This window comes from Saccharicrinis sp. 156 (genome assembly GCF_050589685.1).
Taxonomy (GTDB): domain Bacteria; phylum Bacteroidota; class Bacteroidia; order Bacteroidales; family Marinilabiliaceae; genus Saccharicrinis.
The window spans coordinates 12605-32450 of sequence record NZ_JBNGOS010000006.1; the positions used below are offsets into that span (position 1 = coordinate 12605).

At 35.7% G+C, this 19846-nt stretch carries 11 protein-coding genes; 10 read left to right on the forward strand and 1 reads right to left on the reverse strand.

What is annotated here, in order from left to right:
* The first annotated feature begins 55 nt into the window (after nt 1–55).
* From ACRD64_RS04705 to ACRD64_RS04740, 8 genes are all read left to right on the forward strand, one after another.
* Complete coding sequence (locus ACRD64_RS04705) at nt 56–3187, forward strand: SusC/RagA family TonB-linked outer membrane protein (RefSeq protein ID WP_430932066.1); 3132 nt, start codon at nt 56–58, stop codon at nt 3185–3187.
* Nucleotides 3188–3211: 24 nt separating this feature from the next.
* Nucleotides 3212–4891: a RagB/SusD family nutrient uptake outer membrane protein gene (locus tag ACRD64_RS04710; protein ID WP_430932067.1), complete on the forward strand. Its 1680-nt coding sequence runs from the start codon at nt 3212–3214 to the stop codon at nt 4889–4891.
* A 2-nt stretch (nt 4892–4893) separates the two neighbouring features.
* Nucleotides 4894–6012: a hypothetical protein gene (locus ACRD64_RS04715; RefSeq protein WP_430932068.1), complete on the forward strand. Its 1119-nt coding sequence runs from the start codon at nt 4894–4896 to the stop codon at nt 6010–6012.
* A gap of 319 nt (nt 6013–6331) precedes the next feature.
* The gene (locus ACRD64_RS04720) at nt 6332–7912 is read left to right on the forward strand and encodes a glycoside hydrolase domain-containing protein (RefSeq protein WP_430932069.1); all 1581 of its coding nucleotides are present in this window, start codon (nt 6332–6334) and stop codon (nt 7910–7912) included.
* Nucleotides 7913–7981: 69 nt separating this feature from the next.
* Entirely contained in the window at nt 7982–8677 is a 696-nt protein-coding gene (locus ACRD64_RS04725) for a T9SS type A sorting domain-containing protein (RefSeq protein WP_430932070.1), read from the forward strand.
* Between the two features lie 150 nt (nt 8678–8827).
* Nucleotides 8828–10393 carry a glycoside hydrolase family 32 protein gene (locus tag ACRD64_RS04730; protein ID WP_430932071.1) on the forward strand — a complete coding sequence of 522 codons (1566 nt, stop codon included), beginning with the start codon at nt 8828–8830 and terminating at the stop codon, nt 10391–10393.
* Nucleotides 10394–10723: 330 nt separating this feature from the next.
* Nucleotides 10724–13486 carry a hybrid sensor histidine kinase/response regulator transcription factor gene (locus ACRD64_RS04735; RefSeq protein WP_430932072.1) on the forward strand — a complete coding sequence of 921 codons (2763 nt, stop codon included), beginning with the start codon at nt 10724–10726 and terminating at the stop codon, nt 13484–13486.
* A 383-nt stretch (nt 13487–13869) separates the two neighbouring features.
* A complete protein-coding gene (locus ACRD64_RS04740) occupies nt 13870–14058 on the forward strand; it encodes a hypothetical protein (RefSeq protein ID WP_430932073.1) in 189 nt (62 codons plus the stop codon).
* Nucleotides 14059–14845: 787 nt separating this feature from the next.
* Here ACRD64_RS04740 and ACRD64_RS04745 read toward each other — a convergent pair.
* Nucleotides 14846–17134: a GH92 family glycosyl hydrolase gene (locus ACRD64_RS04745; RefSeq protein WP_430932074.1), complete on the reverse strand. Its 2289-nt coding sequence runs from the start codon at nt 17132–17134 to the stop codon at nt 14846–14848.
* Nucleotides 17135–17452: 318 nt separating this feature from the next.
* Here ACRD64_RS04745 and ACRD64_RS04750 point away from each other — a divergent pair, with 318 nt between their 5' ends.
* The gene (locus tag ACRD64_RS04750) at nt 17453–19465 is read left to right on the forward strand and encodes an endo-beta-N-acetylglucosaminidase (RefSeq protein WP_430932075.1); all 2013 of its coding nucleotides are present in this window, start codon (nt 17453–17455) and stop codon (nt 19463–19465) included.
* Between the two features lie 147 nt (nt 19466–19612).
* Nucleotides 19613–19828, forward strand: coding sequence for a transposase (locus ACRD64_RS04755; protein ID WP_430932076.1), 216 nt, complete (start codon nt 19613–19615; stop codon nt 19826–19828).
* Nucleotides 19829–19846 lie beyond the last annotated feature (18 nt).

Genomic DNA, 19846 nt, shown 5'->3' on the forward strand with positions numbered 1-19846 from the left:
ATAACTTATTAATAAACGAATGATTAGGAGGGCAGGTGCGACTAAATGAAGAAAAATGAAAAAATCTGATGGTTTAATTAATTGGCTTAAGAAACTTTTTGCAGTGTTTCTAATAGCTTTTATTTCTACTCTTGCCATGGCGCAAGAGAAAAATATAACAGGAAGCGTAACTGAAGCCGGGACAAATATTGCAATTCCGGGAGTTACGGTGGTAGAAGTTGGAACAACAAATGGAACAATAACTGATATTAACGGAGATTTCTCTATTAAGGTAAATCCTGGTGCCCAACTTGAATTTTCATTTATTGGAATGGTTACCCAGACCATTACTGTTGGTGATGAATTAATTATCAATGTTGATATGAAAAGTGATTTAGTGGGTTTGGATGAAGTAGTTGTTACTGGATATACCTCTGAAAAAATTGCTGATTTAACGGGAGCTGTATCAATAGTTGAGGTTGACGAGATCATGAAGCAGGGGGAAAATAATCCTATTAAAGCAATGCAAGGTCGAATCCCTGGTGTTAATATTAGTGGTGATGGTAATCCTAGTGGATCATCAACAGTTAGAATTAGGGGTATTGGTACATTAAATAACAATGATCCTTTGTATGTAATTGATGGAGTGCCTACAAAAGGAGGAATGCATGAACTGAATCCTTCGGATATTAAAAGTATACAGGTACTTAGAGATGCTTCAGCTGCCAGTATTTATGGTTCAAGGGCTGGTAATGGTGTGATTATCATTACAACAAAGCAAGGTAAAGAAGGAAAAACTCGTGTTAATTTCGATATGTTTCAAACCTTTTCTCAGTATGGAGAGATTATCGATATGCTGAATACAAAACAATTTGGACAGGCTCAATGGCAGGCCATGGTAAACAGTGGTGTAGATCCTAATAACAATCAGATTGGGTATGTCTATGATTATAAATACGATAATAATGGCAATGCAGTTTTAAACGGAATGAAATTGCCTAAATATATAGATGCAAGAGATGGAACGAATACAATGTTGACCTCTGATACAGATTGGTTTAATGAAATAACCCGTCCGGGATTTGCGCAATCATATAATTTGTCAATCAGTAACGGAACTGATAAATCAAATAATTTCTTTTCATTGGGATATTATGATAATAAAGGTACCGTAAATGAGACTTACTTTAAACGTTTTTCTTCTCGTATTAATACCAGTAGAAAAATATTAGGAGACTTAATTACCGTTGGAGAAAACCTGACTATCAATAATACATCAGAGTTGCAGACTCCGGGTGGAGTGCTGGATTTGGCGATATTATCTCTTCCTGTGATGGCTTTAAAAACTGTTGATGGAGATTGGGGAAGTGTAACATCAGGTATGAGAGACAGAGATAATCCTGCCAGAATTCTGGATGCGAATAAAGATAACCCGTATAACTACTGGCGATTATTTGGTAATGCTTACATTGATATCCAGCCGGTTAAAAATCTGCATATCAAAAGTAGTTTTGGTATAGATTATTCTAATTATTATCAACGTGTTCTTACCTATAGTTTTACCGGAAGATTAGGTTCAGACCTTACTTCTTCAAAAATGATACAAAGCCATTCAACAAAATGGAACTGGACCAATACTGCAAATTATGTAGTTCAACTAAGTAAAAACAGGTTCTCATTTTTATTGGGTACAGAAATGATTGATAATTCTGATATAAACTTTTCTACAGAAAGAAGAACCTACGAAGTTGAAGATCCTGATTACATGTGGCCTTCAGCTGGTGTTGGAGAAATGTATGCAACAGGAAGTGCAACAGGTTATACACTTAACTCATTCTTTGGTAAGATTGATTATGGTTTTGCTGATAAGTATCTGGCCTCAATAACATTAAGACGAGATGGTTCTTCAAGGTTTGGTAAGGATAACCGATATGCAACGTTTCCTGCTTTTTCTGCCGGATGGCGTATTGATCAGGAAGGTTTTATGGCTGGAACTCAAGGGGTCATTTCAAACCTGAAACTTAGAGTGGGTTGGGGACAAACAGGTAACCAGGAAATAGATAACTATGCAAACAGAACTTTGATTTATTCGAATTATATTGGAGAAACCGGAGCAGGTATTAATACAGGAACGGCTTACGATATTGCAGGTTCTAACTCCGGAATATTGCCATCTGGTTATTCTCTGACTCAAAGAGCTAACGACGAAATAAAGTGGGAAACTACGACTCAAACAAACATTGGACTTGACTTTGGGTTTTATAATCAAGCTCTATACGGAAGCATTGAAGCATATTTAAAGAACACAGAGGACATCCTTGTGAAACCACCATATCTGGGTGCTATTGGTGAAGGTGGAGACCACTGGGTTAATGGTGCTTCAATGGAGAATAAAGGTTTGGAAATATCTCTTGGATACAGGAATGAATCATCAAATGGTTTTTCGTATGATATTATGGCCAATGTATCCGGGTATAGAAATAAAATTACAAAACTACCTGAAAGTGTTGTTAATAGTTATGGTGGTAACGGAACTACCGATAATATTTTAGGAAGACCTCTCAATTCTTTTTATGGTTATGTTGCTGATGGATTATTTCAATCACAGGATGAGGTAGATAGTTATGTTGAACAAACAGGAAAAGGACTTGGCCGAATCAAATATAAAAACATGAATGATGATGAGGTTATTGATGAAAATGACAGAGCATGGATCGGAAATCCACATCCGGATTTTGAATATGGATTGAATATAGCATTGGGTTGGAAAGGCTTTGATATGACTGCATTTTTGCAGGGAGTTTATGGTATTGATGTTTATAATTCAGTAAAGCGTTTTACAGATTTTTGGGCTGTAGATGAGTTAGGATCAAATAAGGGAGTAAGAGTTTTAGATGCCTGGAGTCCTACGAACACAGGTTCAGATATACCTGCGCTTTCGTACAGTGATTTAAACAATGAAAAACGAACCTCTTCATATTATGTAGAGAATGGTTCTTACTTGAAATTGAGGCTTATTCAGCTAGGATATTCATTACCAAGAGATTTGTTATCAAAAATGAAATTGTCGAAAGCCAGACTTTATGTTAGCGGTCAAAATTTGATGACTATAAAAAGTAAAGATTTCACAGGATTGGATCCGGAAAACCCTGCGTTGGCTTATCCAATTTCAACATCTTTTACAGTTGGTATGAACATCTCATTTTAAGAACTAAATCAAAAATCAAAAATCATGAAACGAACATATAAATTAATATTCATTTCACTAATTGCTTTAAATCTGGTGTCGTGTGATGACTTTTTAGAAGTTCCATCTTACGGAACATTGACAGAAGATAACCTTACCGGTGCTGAGCAAATAGAGAATGAAGTGATATCTGCTTATGCAGCTATAGGGAATGATGAAATCAACCGTCCATTAAGTTTATGGAACTACGGTAATGTCAGATCTGATGATGCATATAAGGGGGGTAATGATCAAAATGACGGTGACTTTTTGCACTTTCTTGAAATATCATCTCCTTCAATAGGTAATGAAACCTGGTATACCGATGTATTTTGGTACAGGAATTATGTGGCCATTTCCAGAGCTAATTTTGCATTGAGTCTGCTCAATAAAATCAGTGAAGAAGATATGTCTAACAAGAAAGTTAGAATAGGAGAAATGCGTTTTCTAAGAGGACATATGCACTTTATCCAGAAGATCATATTTAAAATGGTACCTTTTGTAGAAGAGACTATGTCTGCTGAAGATATTTCAAACCTTTCAAATGTTGCTTATACAAATGATGAGTTATGGCAAAAAATAGCTGATGACTTTGAATATGGCTACAATAACTTACCTGAAGAACAGGATGAAGTAGGACGTGCTAACAAATATGCAGCTGCTGCATACCTTGCTAAAGTTTATCTATACAAAGCTTACAGACAGGACGAGATGCATAATGTGGTTTCAATAGATCAGGATGATTTACAAAAGGTATTGGATTTAACTGCCTATGTGATGACATCTCCTTATAAATTGGAAAGTGATTTTGCTTACAACTTTTTACCAGGAGAATATGAAAATGGTGCAGAATCTTTATTTGCAGTTCAATACTCGCAAGATGATGGAACAACTTATGGAAGATTAAACATGGGTAATGCGCTTACAACACCTACTCCGGGTGGAGATTTTAATAAGCCAAGTCAGAACCTGGTAAACGCCTTTAAAACATCAAATGGTTTACCAATGTTTGATACATTCAATGATGCAAATTACACGGAGAGTACAGATAGAGTTGATCCAAGACTTTTTCATACAGTTGCTATTGCCGGGAAACCATATAAATATACTGATGTCAATTACGAAGAAAATCAATCTCGTAATCCTAATATGTATGGTTATTTCTCTTCGTTAAAAGAGAATATTGATCCTGCAAGTGACTACTATGTTAAAACAGGACCTTGGTATGCCAACTCTAAAAATAACATTATCATTCGTTATGCAGATGTGTTGTTGATGAGAGCAGAGGCGTTGATTGAAATGGGGAATTTTGCAGATGCACTACCATTAATAAACCAGGTTAGAACAAGAGCAAAAGCAAGTACTTCATTAACCAGTTTTGCAACTAATCTTGACATTCAAACTTATCAGGATGGAGTTAATTGTGTATGGACGCAGGACTATGCCAGACAAGCTTTGAGGTGGGAGCGTCGTCTTGAACTTGCTATGGAAGGCAGTAGATTCTTTGACCTGGTTCGTTGGGGTATTGCTGATGAGGTAATGAATGCTTACTATTTAGGAGAAGCTACGGACCATACTTATTATCAAGGCGCTGAATTTGAAAAAAACAAGAATGAGTATGTGCCTGTCCCTATTCAGCAAATTAATTATAGTAAAGGTAGTTATGAGCAAAATTATGGATTTTAATTATGAAGAATGTTATGAAGACAAATATTTATAAATTTATCATTATCCTGTTATCAGTAGCTTTATACTCTTGCGAAGAGGATGCCAAAGAAAGCCTTGATTTTTCAGGAGATACAAGTATCCATTCCTTTGTTGTGAATGGAGTAGAGGGTACAATAAATGAAGAGAACTCAACTATTTCTGTAATTCTTCCTTCTGGTTCTGGTCTGACAAGTTTAACTCCGGATATAACTATTGCAAGTAGTGCAGAAATAACACCAGGTAGCGGTGAGACCATTGATTTTGCTGATGCAAATGGAAATTTATTGGATGTAACCTATACTGTAACAAATTCAGATTTATATCAAAAATATACTGTAAATGTTGATGTTGCCAGGGCTAAGATCTCAAGTTTTAAAATAGGATCAGTAGAGGCCACAATCGATGAGCAAAATAAAACAATTGTAATCTATTTGCCTGTAGGTACAGATGTTACCTCATTAATTCCAATTGTAGAATATACAGATGGTGCTACTATGGCCCCTGAAGCTGGAACCTCAGTTGATTTTACCAGTCCTGTAACATATTCACTTGATTATCTAAGTTCTGTATTTAATTATGAAGTTACAGTCATTCTCGGAGATGAACCTACGCCTATTCTTGTTCTTTACAATGGTGAAGATGTATCTCCAACATGGGAATCTATTGCAAGTTCAGTTAACAATGGAACAGTAAATCCAGTTACAGATGGTATTAATACAACATCGACTTGTGTATCCCTTCTACGAACAAACGATGGAACTGATGCGGGTGGAAGACCATGGACAAGTGGTGTGTTGTGGAATGCGAATCAGGTAAATGTTGATCCAGCCATTTATGGAAGTATAACAGTTATGGTATTAAAAGATGTTGTTGGAGATGTACAGCTTGAAATACAAGAAGCAGGTGAACTTAACAAGGATTGGTTGCATGCAGATTATTCAGCTGATCATATTGGTGAATGGCAAGAGCTAACCTTTGTAATTCCGGAGAGCCGTACTGCTGTGATTAATAATATTCTTGTTATGCCACATACTCCTGAAACAGGTTTTGAAACACAGACCATGTATTGGGATGAAGTAAAAGCTCATCCAATAGAGTAAAACCTGAGTTCGATATAAAATATGGGATTCAGACCACTTATAGATAGTAAGGTTCAACTGAAAATTAAGAAAGAATACCGGGTTGTTTTGAGTAATTTTTAGGAAGAAGATTGCTGTTTATAAGTGGAATATAATAGGTTTTGAATAAAAAACAGATCTACGGCGTTAAATTTTTCGAGCTAGTCTCACTAGCCCTGCAAAATTTGCCTTGTATATCAGCTTTTTATTACAATCTGAATTCTCAAATTTTAATCTAATTCAGGTTTAAAATTGAAATATGCGGACGGGATTTTCCCGTTCGCTAAAAAAAACAGAAATTATGAAGATTCTACCACTATTATTAATGCAGTTCATTCTACTCCTTAATACCAGTTGTTCTAAGGATGAGAAAGATGATACAGAGGAGGTTCCGATAGTTGTAGACACAACAACAACATGTAGGTCAGTTGTTGAGAGTGGTGCTTATTCAACATTTTATAAACCGCAGAGTGGGTATGTTGGTGATCCAATGCCATATTTTAATTCGGATGACAATAAATACTACCTGTATTATTTGCAGGATTGGAGAAACGGTGCAACTACTGAACACCCAATCTATAGTACTACAACAAGTGATTATAGCTCATTTACTGGTTTTGCAGAGGCAATACCTACAGAAACAGCTGATTCGCAGGAGGCGTATTTAGGAACCGGAAGTTTTATAAAGAATTCAGAGGGAAAATTATATGGGTTTTATACCGGACACAATGGAAGTTTATATCCTGCAGAGAAAGTAATGCTGGCAACTTCAACTGATATGAAGACATTTACAAAAGTTCCTTCATTTACTTTTGAAGCTCCTGATGGATATGATAAAAATAATTTCCGTGATCCATGTGTGTACTATGATCCAACCAGATCTGCTTATGTAATGTTGGTTACCTCGATAAAGGATGGAAAAGGCGTATTGATTCGATATGCATCATCAGATCTTGAAAATTGGGATTTAATATCTCCTCTCACTGATTTTAATTCCGATGCTGAAATTCTGGAATGTCCGGATATTTTTAAAATGGGTAATAAATGGTATTTGGTATTTTCCCGAATTAACAGGGATGAACACCGAAAAACATTTTACAGAGTATCTGATAGTCCTGATGGTCCATGGGTACGTTGTGAGGATGCAAGTGGTCACCATGAAACAATAGACGGGTTGTATTTCTATGCAGGAAAAACAGCTTCAAATGGCACTGATCGTTATATCTCAGGGTGGTGTTCAACTGGGCAGACTGTGAATGGTAATAATGAACTGGATTGGGCAGGGAGTTTAATTACCCATAAACTGGTTCAGCAACCAAGCGGAAAGTTATATCCAATGATACCTGAGGCAGTGTATAATAAATTTAATACGTCCACAGAATATTCAATGTTAAAGTCACAGGGAGATGTAGCAGGAGATGAAGGTTCGTATGTTCTCAATTATCAGGATGAAAGATCATATGCACAATTTAATAGAAATACAGTTCCTGTAAAAATTGAATTAACCATAGATGCATCACAATCTTCAAATTTTGGATTTTCCTTTGGTGCATGTGATGATTTATCAGAAGTATATTCTGTTGCTTTTGATCTGACTTCTACTAACAGATGGTCAATGCCATCTCTGTTTCTAAATAAAGAGTCAAGTTATTCAACAGGTTCGTATACAACCGAATTAAATTTTACTCCCCTTATTGTTTCGGATGATAAGGTTTTCGATATAAAGATTGTTATTGAAAAGTCAATTTGTGTGGTTTATGTTAATGATAACGTTGCCTTTACCAACCGTATTTACAAAATGGATAAGAATCCATGGACCATTTTTGTAGACAACGGAACAATTGACGTTTCAAATCTCTCTGTATACGAAATAGGAGATTAGTTATAAGTATGTAAAAACAAATTAGCTAGCTAACATCAATATCTATGTTTAATTTTTAAAAAGTAAAAAATGAAAAATCTAATATTTACCCTTGTATTAATTGTTGTAAGTCATTTTGTAAATGCACAACCTTATAATGTCACCATTTCAATAGATATGACCTCATATGCAGGCTCTGATTATGATGCCGTAGTAATGGGAGGAGGCATTAATGGTTGGAATGGTGCACTTTCATTAACAAATGAACCTGGAACAAATATATGGTCAACCACTGTTCAAAAAGAAGGCTGGATTGATTATCGTTTCGAAGTTACAGGAGGAGTAGTTGGATGGAACTGTGAATTTCGTGATGAAACAACAGGTGCAGAAGGAACAGGAGAAGGATCGTGTTTTACAAATCCATGGGATGGTACTCAAACAAATGTACATTGGTACGAAGTTACAGAAGATATAGTATTACCTACAATAAGCTGGGAGTCATGTGAGTGTATCAGCTGTACACCAACAAGTGCTAAATCTATGGCGATAGATAATGCAGAGATCTTTGTAAATGCTTCAAATGTATTAATTGTAAAAGGATTGGAGTCAGTAGCTGTAACAGTGAGTATCTATGATATCCAGGGTAACCTGAAATTCATTAAGACTGTTGAGAATGTAGGAAGTGAATTAACTATGGATGATTCACAATCCCTATGTAGCGGATTATATATTATTAAAGTAGAAACTGAAAATAGTAATATCGTTAAGAAAATAATGATACACTAATTAATCCCATAGTCTTTCTGTTAATGAAGTTTTAGTTTATTAATACAAGTCCCTTTAAATCTATTTAATAACCTGGGTTTTAAAAGTTATTTTGAATTCAGGTTATATAGATAGTGTTTTAATTTAAGTAAAAGATAAAGTTACGATAGAATGATAGTAAGAAATAAAATAGCTTATATAATAGCTATCTTTTTAATTGTTTTTTTACAAATGAGTTGTAAGAATACTGAAACTTCCATTAAGACTATAGGAAAGGAAAAGTTTCGACCTCAATTTCATTTTACACCTCAGGCAAATTGGATGAATGATCCCAATGGAATGGTTTATTATGAGGGAGAATATCATTTGTTTTATCAGTATTATCCTGATAGTACGGTTTGGGGACCGATGCATTGGGGGCATGCGGTAAGCAATGATTTAGTAAATTGGGAACATCTTCCAATAGCCTTATATCCCGATTCACTTGGATATATTTTTTCAGGGAGTGCTGTAATTGATTGGCAAAATACAACAGGATTTGGATCAAAAGACAATCCTGCTATGGTAGCTATCTATACATATCATAATATAGATGGAGAAAGAGCAGGGAAAAATAATTATCAATATCAGGCACTTGCTTATAGTTTAGATAAAGGGAGAACATGGAAGAAGTATAAAAACAATCCTGTTTTACCAAATCCTGGTATTAGAGATTTTCGGGATCCTAAAGTAATATGGCATGAGGAATCAAAGCAATGGATAATGATATTGGCTGCCGGGGATATAGCAAAAATATATTCATCTAAAGATCTGAAAACTTGGTCTTTTGAAAGTGACTTTGGAATGGGAATAGGCGCTCATGGAGGTGTTTGGGAATGTCCGGATTTATTTCCAATTCATGTTGGAGGGACTAATATTATGAAATGGGTGATGTTGGTGAGTATAAATCCTGGTGGTCCAAATGGAGGTTCTGCAACTCAGTATTTTATAGGAGACTTTGATGGAAAGACTTTTATACCCGAAAAGAATGAGAGTGATTGGTTGGATTATGGAAAAGATAATTATGCCGGTGTTACATGGTCAGATATTCCAAAAGAAGATGGTCGCAGGTTGTTTATTGGATGGATGAGTAATTGGATTTATGCACAAATTGTTCCAACAGAATCATGGAGAAGTGCTATGACTTTACCTCGTGAAATAAAACTCGTAAAGGAAGATAATCAGTATAAACTTACAACCTTTCCTGTTAAGGAATTTGAAGACTCAAAAATATTGAAAATGCAGATAAATAATATGCTATTTTCAGGAAAGTCGGATATTAATAATATTGACTTGGATTTGAGTTCTTGCGAATTAAACTTTGTTTTTAAACCGCAGAAAGGATCATTAAATGGCCATACAACAGCCTTTGGTTTGTTATTAAAAAATGATGCAGATGAGGAGTTGAAAATTGGCTATAATATGTTGTCAAAACATGTGTTTATCGATAGAACAAAGATTAATACCCAATTTACAGACTCTAATTATTTAAGTGAAGATTTAGCTCCATATACCATTGGTGATGTAATTAAAATGAAAATCATCATTGATGCTTCTTCGGTAGAAGTATTTGTAGATGAAGGAAAACTAGCTATGACTAATATTCTATTTCCCGATTCATCTTTTAATAAGTTGTCGCTTTTTTCAAATTTAGGATCAGTAGAGGTGGAATCAGCTACGTTTTTTAATGTGGAGTAGTGGGCGTAGGGCGTAGAGCGATTTGCAGGCAGCAAGGAGCAGGGAACATGGAAAAGAGCATAGAGGGTAGGCTTAGAGTAAAGGGCAAAGGGCATTGTTTTGAATTAAAATAATCTTTTCTTTCGTTTGGTAGTTGTGGTATTAGTTCCTAAGAAAGGAAGAGAGTTGATTCTCTGGATGCAGAGTTCTATAAATAAATGCAATGCTTCTTTTTGAGAATGTTGTTATGAAAACAGCAGAAATCCCTAATGAACTCTTATATCAGATACAGAAAGTGTTTTTCTTGCTGCATTTGATTATATTTATAACATAATCTATAAATAGCTTTCTATGTGGAAAAAGTCTATCCTCGTTTTAGTGGTGATATTAATTTCATTAACGTCATTTGCTCAAAAAACACATAGAATTGGTTTTTCTCAATGTTCGGGTGGTGACTGGCGACAACAAATGGAGAAGGAGATGCATCAGGAGTTAATGTTTCATCCTGATATAGCCTTGACAATAAAGTATGCAGGAGATAACACTTCGCTCCAAATTAAGCAAATTAATGAGTTGCTGAATGAGGGGATTGATTTATTAATTATTGCACCCATTGAAATTGAAGCAGTTCAACCAGTTGTAGAAAAATTATATAAAAAAGGAATTCCTGTTGTTTTAATTGATAGAAAGATTGAGTCAGATCAATATACTGCGTATGTTGGAGGTGATAACTTTTTAATTGGATATACCGCAGGAACGTATATCGCTGATGTTTTGAATAAACATGGTGATGTTATTGAAATATTAGGTGCATTAAGTTCTTCTCCTGCTAAGGAAAGAATGAATGGTTTTGAAGATGCCTTATCTCAATATTCAGGAATATCTATTGTTGATAGAATCTATTCAAATTGGAATAATCAAACGGTACTGGATAGTTTATCGTATTTTTTACATTCAAATCCTAATGTAGATGCGATTTTTGCACATGCTGATTTTTTAGCAGCTGCTGCCAGTGAGGTTATTAGTAAAGAATTTTTGGATCGGAAGATTAAAATTATTGGTGTTGATGGTTCTCCTAGTGCAGGTGGAGGGGTTGAATTGGTTGAAAACAGTATTATTGATGCTACATTAATTTACCCTACAGGCGGAAAGGAGGCCATAGTCATCGCATCGAAAATATTATCAGATAGTCCGTTTAAAAAAATAAATTTATTGCCCACAACCCTAATTGATGATCGGAATGTTAAGATAACCCGGTTACAATACAATAACATTAAAAACCTGCAGAATGATATTGCCAGATCTAAAGGGATGCTGGATCTGCTTGGAGGAAGATTTAAAAAGCAGCAGATATTACTATTTATCACCTTATTTTCTTTAGCATTAGTCGTTATTCTAATATTTCTACTGTTTATAGCTTTTAAGAATAAAAAAATTGCAAATATACGTCTTGAAGAACAAAAGGAAGCCATATCCATTCAAAATGATGAACTCAAACGTATGTCTGAGCAACTTCAGGAAGCTACTCAGGCCAGAATGCAGTTCTACACGAATATTTCGCATGAATTCAGAACTCCGTTAACCTTAATTGTTGGTCCTCTCGAAAATATAATCAAGACAAATAACACAGATGAAGTTTTAAAAAAAGAGTTAAGTACCATCTATAGCAACTCTTTACGCTTATTACGATTAGTAGACCAAATAATGGATTTTAGAAAAATTGAAACAGCCAAAATGAGATTAAAGGTTGGCCATTATAATTTGGATGAGTTTATGCATAGTATAAAAGAGGCATTTCTCAATTTATCTACAGAAAAACAAATTGATGTTGAGGTTGTCAGTAAAAATGCAAAACTATCGCTTTGGTTTGATTGGGATAAAATGGATAAAGTGATGTTTAATTTACTGTCAAATGCTTTTAAGTATACAGCAAAAGGAGGAAGGATTGAAATTACTTTAGATCGCCTGTGTGATGATGAAAATGAGGAGTATGCAAAGATTGAGGTGAAAGATAATGGTGAAGGAATACCTCAGCATGAAGTAGAAAAAGTATTTGATCGGTTTTATCAGGCAGATTCCACTGTTTCATATAAAGGAACAGGAATTGGTTTATCTTTAACAAAAGAGCTGGTTTTGTTGCATAAGGGAAAAATTACTGTAGAAAGTAAATTAGGAGAGGGAACCTGCTTTAAGATATTTTTACCATTGGGTAAAAATCATTTTACTCAAAAAGATATGCTGTCTGATAGTAAAATGAAAGAGCATCCTGTAATGCTTGATTCTACTGAGTTTGAGAAAATAGATGAGCCAAAAGAAGATATAACAATAGAATTAGAAACAAGTATTGCAGAGAGTGATAAACCATTGCTACTTATTGTGGAAGATGAACCTGATATCAGAAAATATATCAGATCATGTTTTTCGCCATCATTATATTCGATTTTAGAGGCTAAAAATGGAAGTGAAGGGTTGAAATTAGTGGAAACAGAAGGTCCTGATATTATCATTTCTGATGTTATGATGCCTGTAATGGATGGTTTAGAACTAACCCGAAAGTTAAAAGAAGATATTCGCTACTGTCACATTCCTGTTGTATTATTAACAGCCAAGTCATCTTTAGAACATTTACTTGAGGGTTTGGAAGAAGGGGCAGATAGTTATATCGCGAAACCGTTTAACAAAGAGCACTTACAATTGCGGGTAAAAAAACTGTTAGAGGCTCAGGAGAAAATAAGGGAAAAATACCAGGAACCTCTGCAATTAAAGAAAGAGGAGAAAGGAATGAGCAGAATGGATAAAAAATTTCTTTCCAGGATAAGCAATCTCATCATTGAAAATAAGTATGATTCTAAAGTTAATGTTGAAGAGTTAAGTAAACAAATGGGTTTATCCCGAGTTCATTTATACCGAAAGATTAAAAAAATAACAGGAGTATCTGTAAGTGAATTTGTTACTCAAACAAAACTAAAAGAGTCATTAATCTTACTTAAAAACTCAGAAAGTACCATTGCAGAAATTGCATATAAAGTTGGTTTTTCAACACCATCTTATTTTACAAAGTGTTTTAAGGATCAGTTTGAAATGTCACCAAGTGATTATAGGGAAATGGTCTAGAAAAATATCAAAAAGGCAGAGTTAGGGTAATGTATATAGACATACTATTTGTTGCTGCTAATCTCTCAAAACGAACGATGCTTGAAACCACTGAATGAACTCATTATTTTAAAATTATTTTTCGGAAGACAACTAGTCTGGAAGAATCTTAGAATGTATTTCCATGAAATCAATTCATATAAGAGGTTTATGATCCTTTAGTTTAGTACTACTTTTTTATCAAAGGGTAATTGTTGCCCATTGGTTATCTAATTACCTGCTTAAATGTAACATCTTTAGTAATTTAAATATTCAAATTTGTTTCTTTTTTAGATGTAAAATTACACTCTAACCAGCTCTTGATATCTACTCTAGGAGTAAGATTAAATCATGCTTTAAAAGTTATGGAGCTTTTATATCAGAAACCGTTAATAAATCCGCGAACTGCGATAGAAATCACTGGTTTATCTGCCCCAACAGCATATAAATTGCTTTCGGAATTAGAAGATCTTGAAATTTTAAAAGAAATCACCGGAGGAAAAAGAAAAAAGAAATATGTTTTTTCAGAATACTTGAGGTTGTTTCAAGAATAGGAAGATTTATTGAGGTTTTGGTTGTTCTCCTAATCGGTCGTTTCGTAATAGCTATAGATCACTATATCAGGAGTGTATGTGATTATAGTTCGATTCCAATTCGGGATTTTTGGAAATAAAAGTTAAAAACATTATATTTATCTGATTACCAGCTTCAAAGGAGGTGTTTTGCCTGGTGCCAAAAACGGGAACAAGGATTTGGACAATTTGTAATTAATAGAATATAAGCGCATCACATGGGTTTGGAGGAGTCCGGCTCTGGGTACAGATAAACCTCTTGATTAGTTAATAATCAAGAGGTTTTGTTTTTTATAAAGGGTAAAAAGGGATTAAAATAAATTTCGACTAGTTCTTCCGCTGCTGTAATCACATAGTATTGGTGTGTGAAATCAATCCCTTTTATTTGGGTTCCATAAAACTTTTATATAGGCATAAAATTTAGGAGGAGGCCCATAGTAATTAGAAAATGCTGCATTTTATATACCTCTACAGAAATTATCTACTATGATAAAAGATTTTCTCCTGTATACAGCAGTTTAATCCGGATTATGTATTGGAGGTTCGTCATGAGCATTGCAAGTACAATAAAACGAGGCATAACTTGTCCCGATTACTTTCAGGAGCATCGTTCTGGTGAGTTGAAAGTGATGCAACGAAGTGCCTTGTTTTAAAGTAATTTCAATGTGTAATAGAATTTCTAATGCATATGGCGGGTTTAATCCGGTAATGGTTTATGTGGGAGATTGTATCCCCTCTATATGTTTTAGATAGAGAGGATATAATAAAGTTAGTTCCAGAAAACACGTTTTTCCTTACCCATCTCAAAAATCATCTCTCCTCCATTTACAATATCCGAATGAAGAATATAATGGTTTGTCAATGGCTTGCCGTTTAGATATACCTTTTGAACGTATTTGTTCTCTGCAGTTTTGTTTTTCGCTGATACTTTAAAAGTTTTGCCTCCTTCAACTTCAATCTCTATTCTATCGAATACCGGGGATCCTATCGAATATTGATTACTACCAGGACAAACCGGATAAAAGCCCATTGCATTTAGCAAATACCAGGCCGACATCTGACCGCAATCTTCATTGCCGCATAAACCGTCAGGCGTGTTGGTATAAAACTCGGAACGTATTTGGTTAACCACTTCCTGGGTTCTCCACGGTTGATCTGCATAATTATATAAATAAGCAATATGATGACTGGGTTCATTCCCATGTGCATATTGACCGATCAGTCCGGTAATATCGGCCGATTTTTCTTCGCCCAATACCTCGGAAGTAATAGTAAATAAAGAATCCAGCTTTACGGCGAAATCTTCTTTGCTTCCAAATAAATTCATCAATCCTTCTACATCATGAGGAACATACCAAGTCCATTGCCAGGCATTACCTTCTACATAGGGGGTTTTCCAGTGGGCCGAAAAACGTGGGTTAAAGGGCTCTTTCCAGCTGCCATCCAGGTTCTTGCCTCTCATAAATCCAGTTTCCTTATCGAAGTATTCCTTATAATGTTGCGACCTTTCGAAATAATGCTGTGCTATGCTTTCCTTACCCATATCTTTTGCGACTACAGCTATGCACCAGTAGTTGTAAGCAAATTCCAATCCTTTAGATGTTGAAGAGCCTTCTAAATCGTTAGGGATATAGCCATATTTTTTGTCATACAATTTTGCTTTAGGCATTAGTGCAGGGATAAACGCAGGTGTTGGATATTCGATATGTCTAACAGAATCATATTCCACGGCTTCTATCATCGCTGTAAGTGCCAACTCAACATCAAAGTCCCTGTACCCCTTCATATAGGCATCCGTAATAACAGATACTGCATGGGAACCAATCATGGTACCTGTGTAGTTCGCCGCAAGTTCCCATTTCGGTAAAATACCGCCTTCCTGACTTTTACGTAAAAGATCCCTGATTAAATCCTGATTATACTCGGGTTTAATAATCGTAAACAATGGATGCTGGGCGCGGTAGGTGTCCCACAAAGAAAAAATTGTATAGTTTTTATGTTTGGTAGTGTGAATTTTCTGATCCATTCCCCTGTAACGTCCATCCACATCGCTATAAATAATTGGGGAAAGATTAGAATGATACAGAGAAGTGTAAAAAACTGTTTTCTCATCCTCCGTGCCGCCCTTTACTTTTATCTTACCTAGTTCTTTTTCCCATGCCTGGCTGGCGTCGTCTACAATCTTATCGAAATTAAAATCTGGAATTTCAGCATTCAGGTTTTTTTCAGCTCCTTCCTTATCTACCGGGCTAATACCAACTTTCACAAATACTTCCTCGTTTTCGGAAGTGTCAAATGTAAGAATGGCTTTTAAGTTGGTGCCGTCAACATTTGCAGTTTTCTCAACCAACTTATCATCTTTGTATAATTCAACTTTAAATGGTTTCGAGAATTTGGCTCTGAAATATACATATTGATGAATTGCCCACCCCTTTGTTTTTCTATATCCGGATAATTCTGTATCGCTTATGATATGTATGTCGGCTTCAGTAACTTTATGTTGATGGATGCTATGTGCCAGATCGATAATTATTCCTGCATTCTCCGACTTAGGGAAGGTGTATTTATGAATACCTGCACGTGTGGTTGCTGATAACTCCGCTTTTACTTTAGGGTCGTCCAGGAATACACTGTAGTATCCGGGGCGGGCCTGTTCATTTTCTTTTCTGAAATATGATTTGTAGCCTATGCCTCTTGGTTGAGCTTCACCTGAGTTCAATGCAGCTTGTCCGTTAAATGGCATCATCAAAACATCTCCCATATCGCCAATTCCCGTTCCGCTCAGGTGTGTATGGCTAAAACCAAGAATAACCGAATCGGAATAGTGATATCCGGAGCAGGCGTCCCACCCCTTGGTTCTGCTATCCGGGCTCAATTGCACCATGCCAAACGGAACGGTAGCGCCGGGGTATGTATGCCCATGGAAGTCGGTTCCTATGAACGGGTTTACGTAGGCGGTTACATCTATACTTAATTTTTTACCGGTTTCACTTTCTACAGCACATGAAGTGTGAAGAAATAGGGCGATAAAAACTAGTGAATATCCAATTGCTTTCATTTTTTGTATTTAAAGTGTATTTATGTTGGTTTTGCACAAAGTTTGGAAAACCTATACTAATATAAAAATCAGGTCATTCAGAATGTCGCTATACCGTAATAAATTGATGTTCTGGAATATGATTTTTGCAAAGCGTTGGGGGTGTAGGGATTGTTAGTGTAGGTATTATGGGTCGTTTGTAAATTCTTATTAAAGGTAACGTTATTTTTCAAATAACGGAATAGCGCACTAAAACAATGTTTTCAAATAAAAGATATGTTTGACTATAATAACATCGGGTTGTATTTTTGAAATCAAAAACTTAAGTACATCAAAAAAATGGTGAATCAGAATAATGGTACAGCGAAATATGCGCTGCTTTTAGTAGTGTTGCTAAATACTTTTCGTTTTGGAAATGCTCAGGTGACTGACACTTTACAACCCTATGCTCCATTCTGGTTTGTTGATGAACTCCTGGAATGGACACCCGGCAACGATGTTGATGCTATATTCAACAGGAGTTTTACGCCTTTAGAAACAAAACATTTTAATGCAGGTTTTAAATCAAACGCTCATGCTCGTGCCAACGAAGCAAATGTGGAGGTGTTACCTATTTTTGCTACCACATCTGGTAATCCTTCGCAAGGTTCGTTAAGTTTAAGTTATTACGCATTCACCTACTGGCAATATTGCGATTTAATGGTGTACTGGGGAGGTTCGTCTTTTGAGGGAATTATTCTCACACCAACGGCTCCGGTTGTTGATGCCGCTCACCGCCATGGTGTTCCGGTTTATGGTACCGTATTCTTTCCGCCATCTGTTTATGGAGGTAAAAGAGATTGGGTTTATCAGTTTGTACAGAATCAAGATGGTATTTTCCCGGTTGCCGACAAGTTAATTGAAGTAGCCAATTATTATGGTTTTGATGGCTGGTTTATTAACCAGGAAACCGGAGATAAAGGAAAGGTGCAAGAAGATAAATCCTTGGCTAATGCCATGCAGGAATTTATGTTGTACTTTAAAAATAATTCTGATTTATCTATTCAATGGTACGATGCCATGTTAAAAGATGGTACGGTAAAATGGCAGCATGAGATTAACGACAAAAACAAGATGTTCTTTCAAAAAGGTGACACTCTTGTGTCTGATCAAATGTTTCTTGACTTTAGATATACGTCGAAAAATTTACAAACAACAAAAAAAGCGGTTGAAGAGCTTGGCCGAAATATTTATGATGTTTACGGTGGAGTTGATGTCCAAAATAACGGTTATGAGGCGGAGACCGGTTACCGATATCCGCAAGGAGCCAATTTTGACGTATTGTTCCCCGAAGGAAAACCTCATGCCGCTTCATTGGCTTTTTACGTTCCATCCTGGACTTACTCGAGTTCTAACAACATGGATGAGTTTTATAAAAAAGAAGCTCGTTTTTGGGTTGGGGAGAAAGGAGATCCAAGAGATACGCAAACCGATCATAATTGGAAAGGGGTAGCCCATTACGTTCCGGCAAAGTCTCCAATTAACCAAATACCTTTTGTAACGAATTTTTGTACCGGACAAGGTGGAAAATTCTTTTTAAAAGGAAAAGACATCACTTCTCCTACATGGAAAAACGGTTGGAACAATTTAACCCTGCAAGATATTCAGCCAACATGGCGCTGGATTGTAAAAAGTAAAGGTACAAAACTAAAGGTGGATTACGATTTTACGGATGCATACAATGGCGGAAATTGTTTAAGCATAAGCGGGAAATCAGAAGAAGATAATATTATACCTCTGTATAGTACCCGTTTAAAATTAAATAAAAATTCGGTGGCTACTGTGGCAGTAAAGAAAAACAAAGAATCCGATGTTTTTTTATTGTTGACTTTTGCAAACGGAAAAGAAAAGGAGTTGTCGATTAGGGATCGTAAAAATGCTGGGGAATGGTATGTGGATACTTTAAGTCTAAAAAAATATATTGGATGGGAGCTACAAAAAATAGCTTTAAAAGTAGCGGCCAAGAACGCTAAAATACAAAACGTAAAAATCGGAAGTATTGGTATCGTGGATATGCAAAGTGATAGAATAGAGGCACCCACCAATATTCAGTTGCTTAAAAAAGCCCCTGGAATAGAGGAGACCATTAACTTAAGAGTAAAATGGGATGCTCACCACAAAGGGATCTATTATTATAGGCTATACAAAATCAACAGTGATGGCTCAAAATATTTTTTGGGAGCAACAACATCTAATGCCTGCTTTCTGCCATCGGTTTCCAAAACAAAAAACGAAAAAATAACGATAGGAGTTGAAGCAGTAGGGCGATGCTTTTCGGTTTCTCCAGTAACCATATTTAATATCGAAAAGTAAAATACTTGAAAAAGGTTTTAGGGTATGCTAGTACCCATGACCCGATATTTAATAAAGCAGTTTTATAATTTGTGGTAACGCTAACTGAAAGTGTAGATGTAAGAACTGTCATTGGTGCATTAGTTGTAAAGCACAAACTTAACCTGGATGACAGGGGGTGCTTTTGATATGATATCTGAAAATCTCTATATACAGTACTTTTGCGGGCTAAAGGAATTTACGGTAGATTCGGCTTTTGATCCAAGTTTGTTTGTCGAAATCAGGAAAAGAATGGGAGGCAAGGAATTTGATGCCTTTAACAAGATTGTAATAGAGAAGTCAGAAAGAATAAAGCCACCAGTCCAGGTTAAAAAGAAAAGATGATAGCCACAGTGATGGAAA

Bases quoted from the DNA above. Each gene is read 5' to 3' on its own strand.
- ACRD64_RS04755 (WP_430932076.1), top strand. From the start codon at position 19,613: ATGACAGGGGGTGCTTTTGATATGATATCTGAAAATCTCTATATACAG.
- ACRD64_RS04715 (WP_430932068.1), top strand. From the start codon at position 4,894: ATGAAGAATGTTATGAAGACAAATATTTATAAATTTATCATTATCCTG.
- ACRD64_RS04735 (WP_430932072.1), top strand. From the start codon at position 10,724: ATGTGGAAAAAGTCTATCCTCGTTTTAGTGGTGATATTAATTTCATTA.
- ACRD64_RS04750 (WP_430932075.1), top strand. From the start codon at position 17,453: ATGGTGAATCAGAATAATGGTACAGCGAAATATGCGCTGCTTTTAGTA.
- ACRD64_RS04745 (WP_430932074.1), bottom strand. From the start codon at position 17,134: ATGAAAGCAATTGGATATTCACTAGTTTTTATCGCCCTATTTCTTCAC.
- ACRD64_RS04720 (WP_430932069.1), top strand. From the start codon at position 6,332: ATGAAGATTCTACCACTATTATTAATGCAGTTCATTCTACTCCTTAAT.
- ACRD64_RS04725 (WP_430932070.1), top strand. From the start codon at position 7,982: ATGAAAAATCTAATATTTACCCTTGTATTAATTGTTGTAAGTCATTTT.
- ACRD64_RS04705 (WP_430932066.1), top strand. From the start codon at position 56: ATGAAAAAATCTGATGGTTTAATTAATTGGCTTAAGAAACTTTTTGCA.
- ACRD64_RS04710 (WP_430932067.1), top strand. From the start codon at position 3,212: ATGAAACGAACATATAAATTAATATTCATTTCACTAATTGCTTTAAAT.
- ACRD64_RS04730 (WP_430932071.1), top strand. From the start codon at position 8,828: ATGATAGTAAGAAATAAAATAGCTTATATAATAGCTATCTTTTTAATT.
- ACRD64_RS04740 (WP_430932073.1), top strand. From the start codon at position 13,870: ATGGAGCTTTTATATCAGAAACCGTTAATAAATCCGCGAACTGCGATA.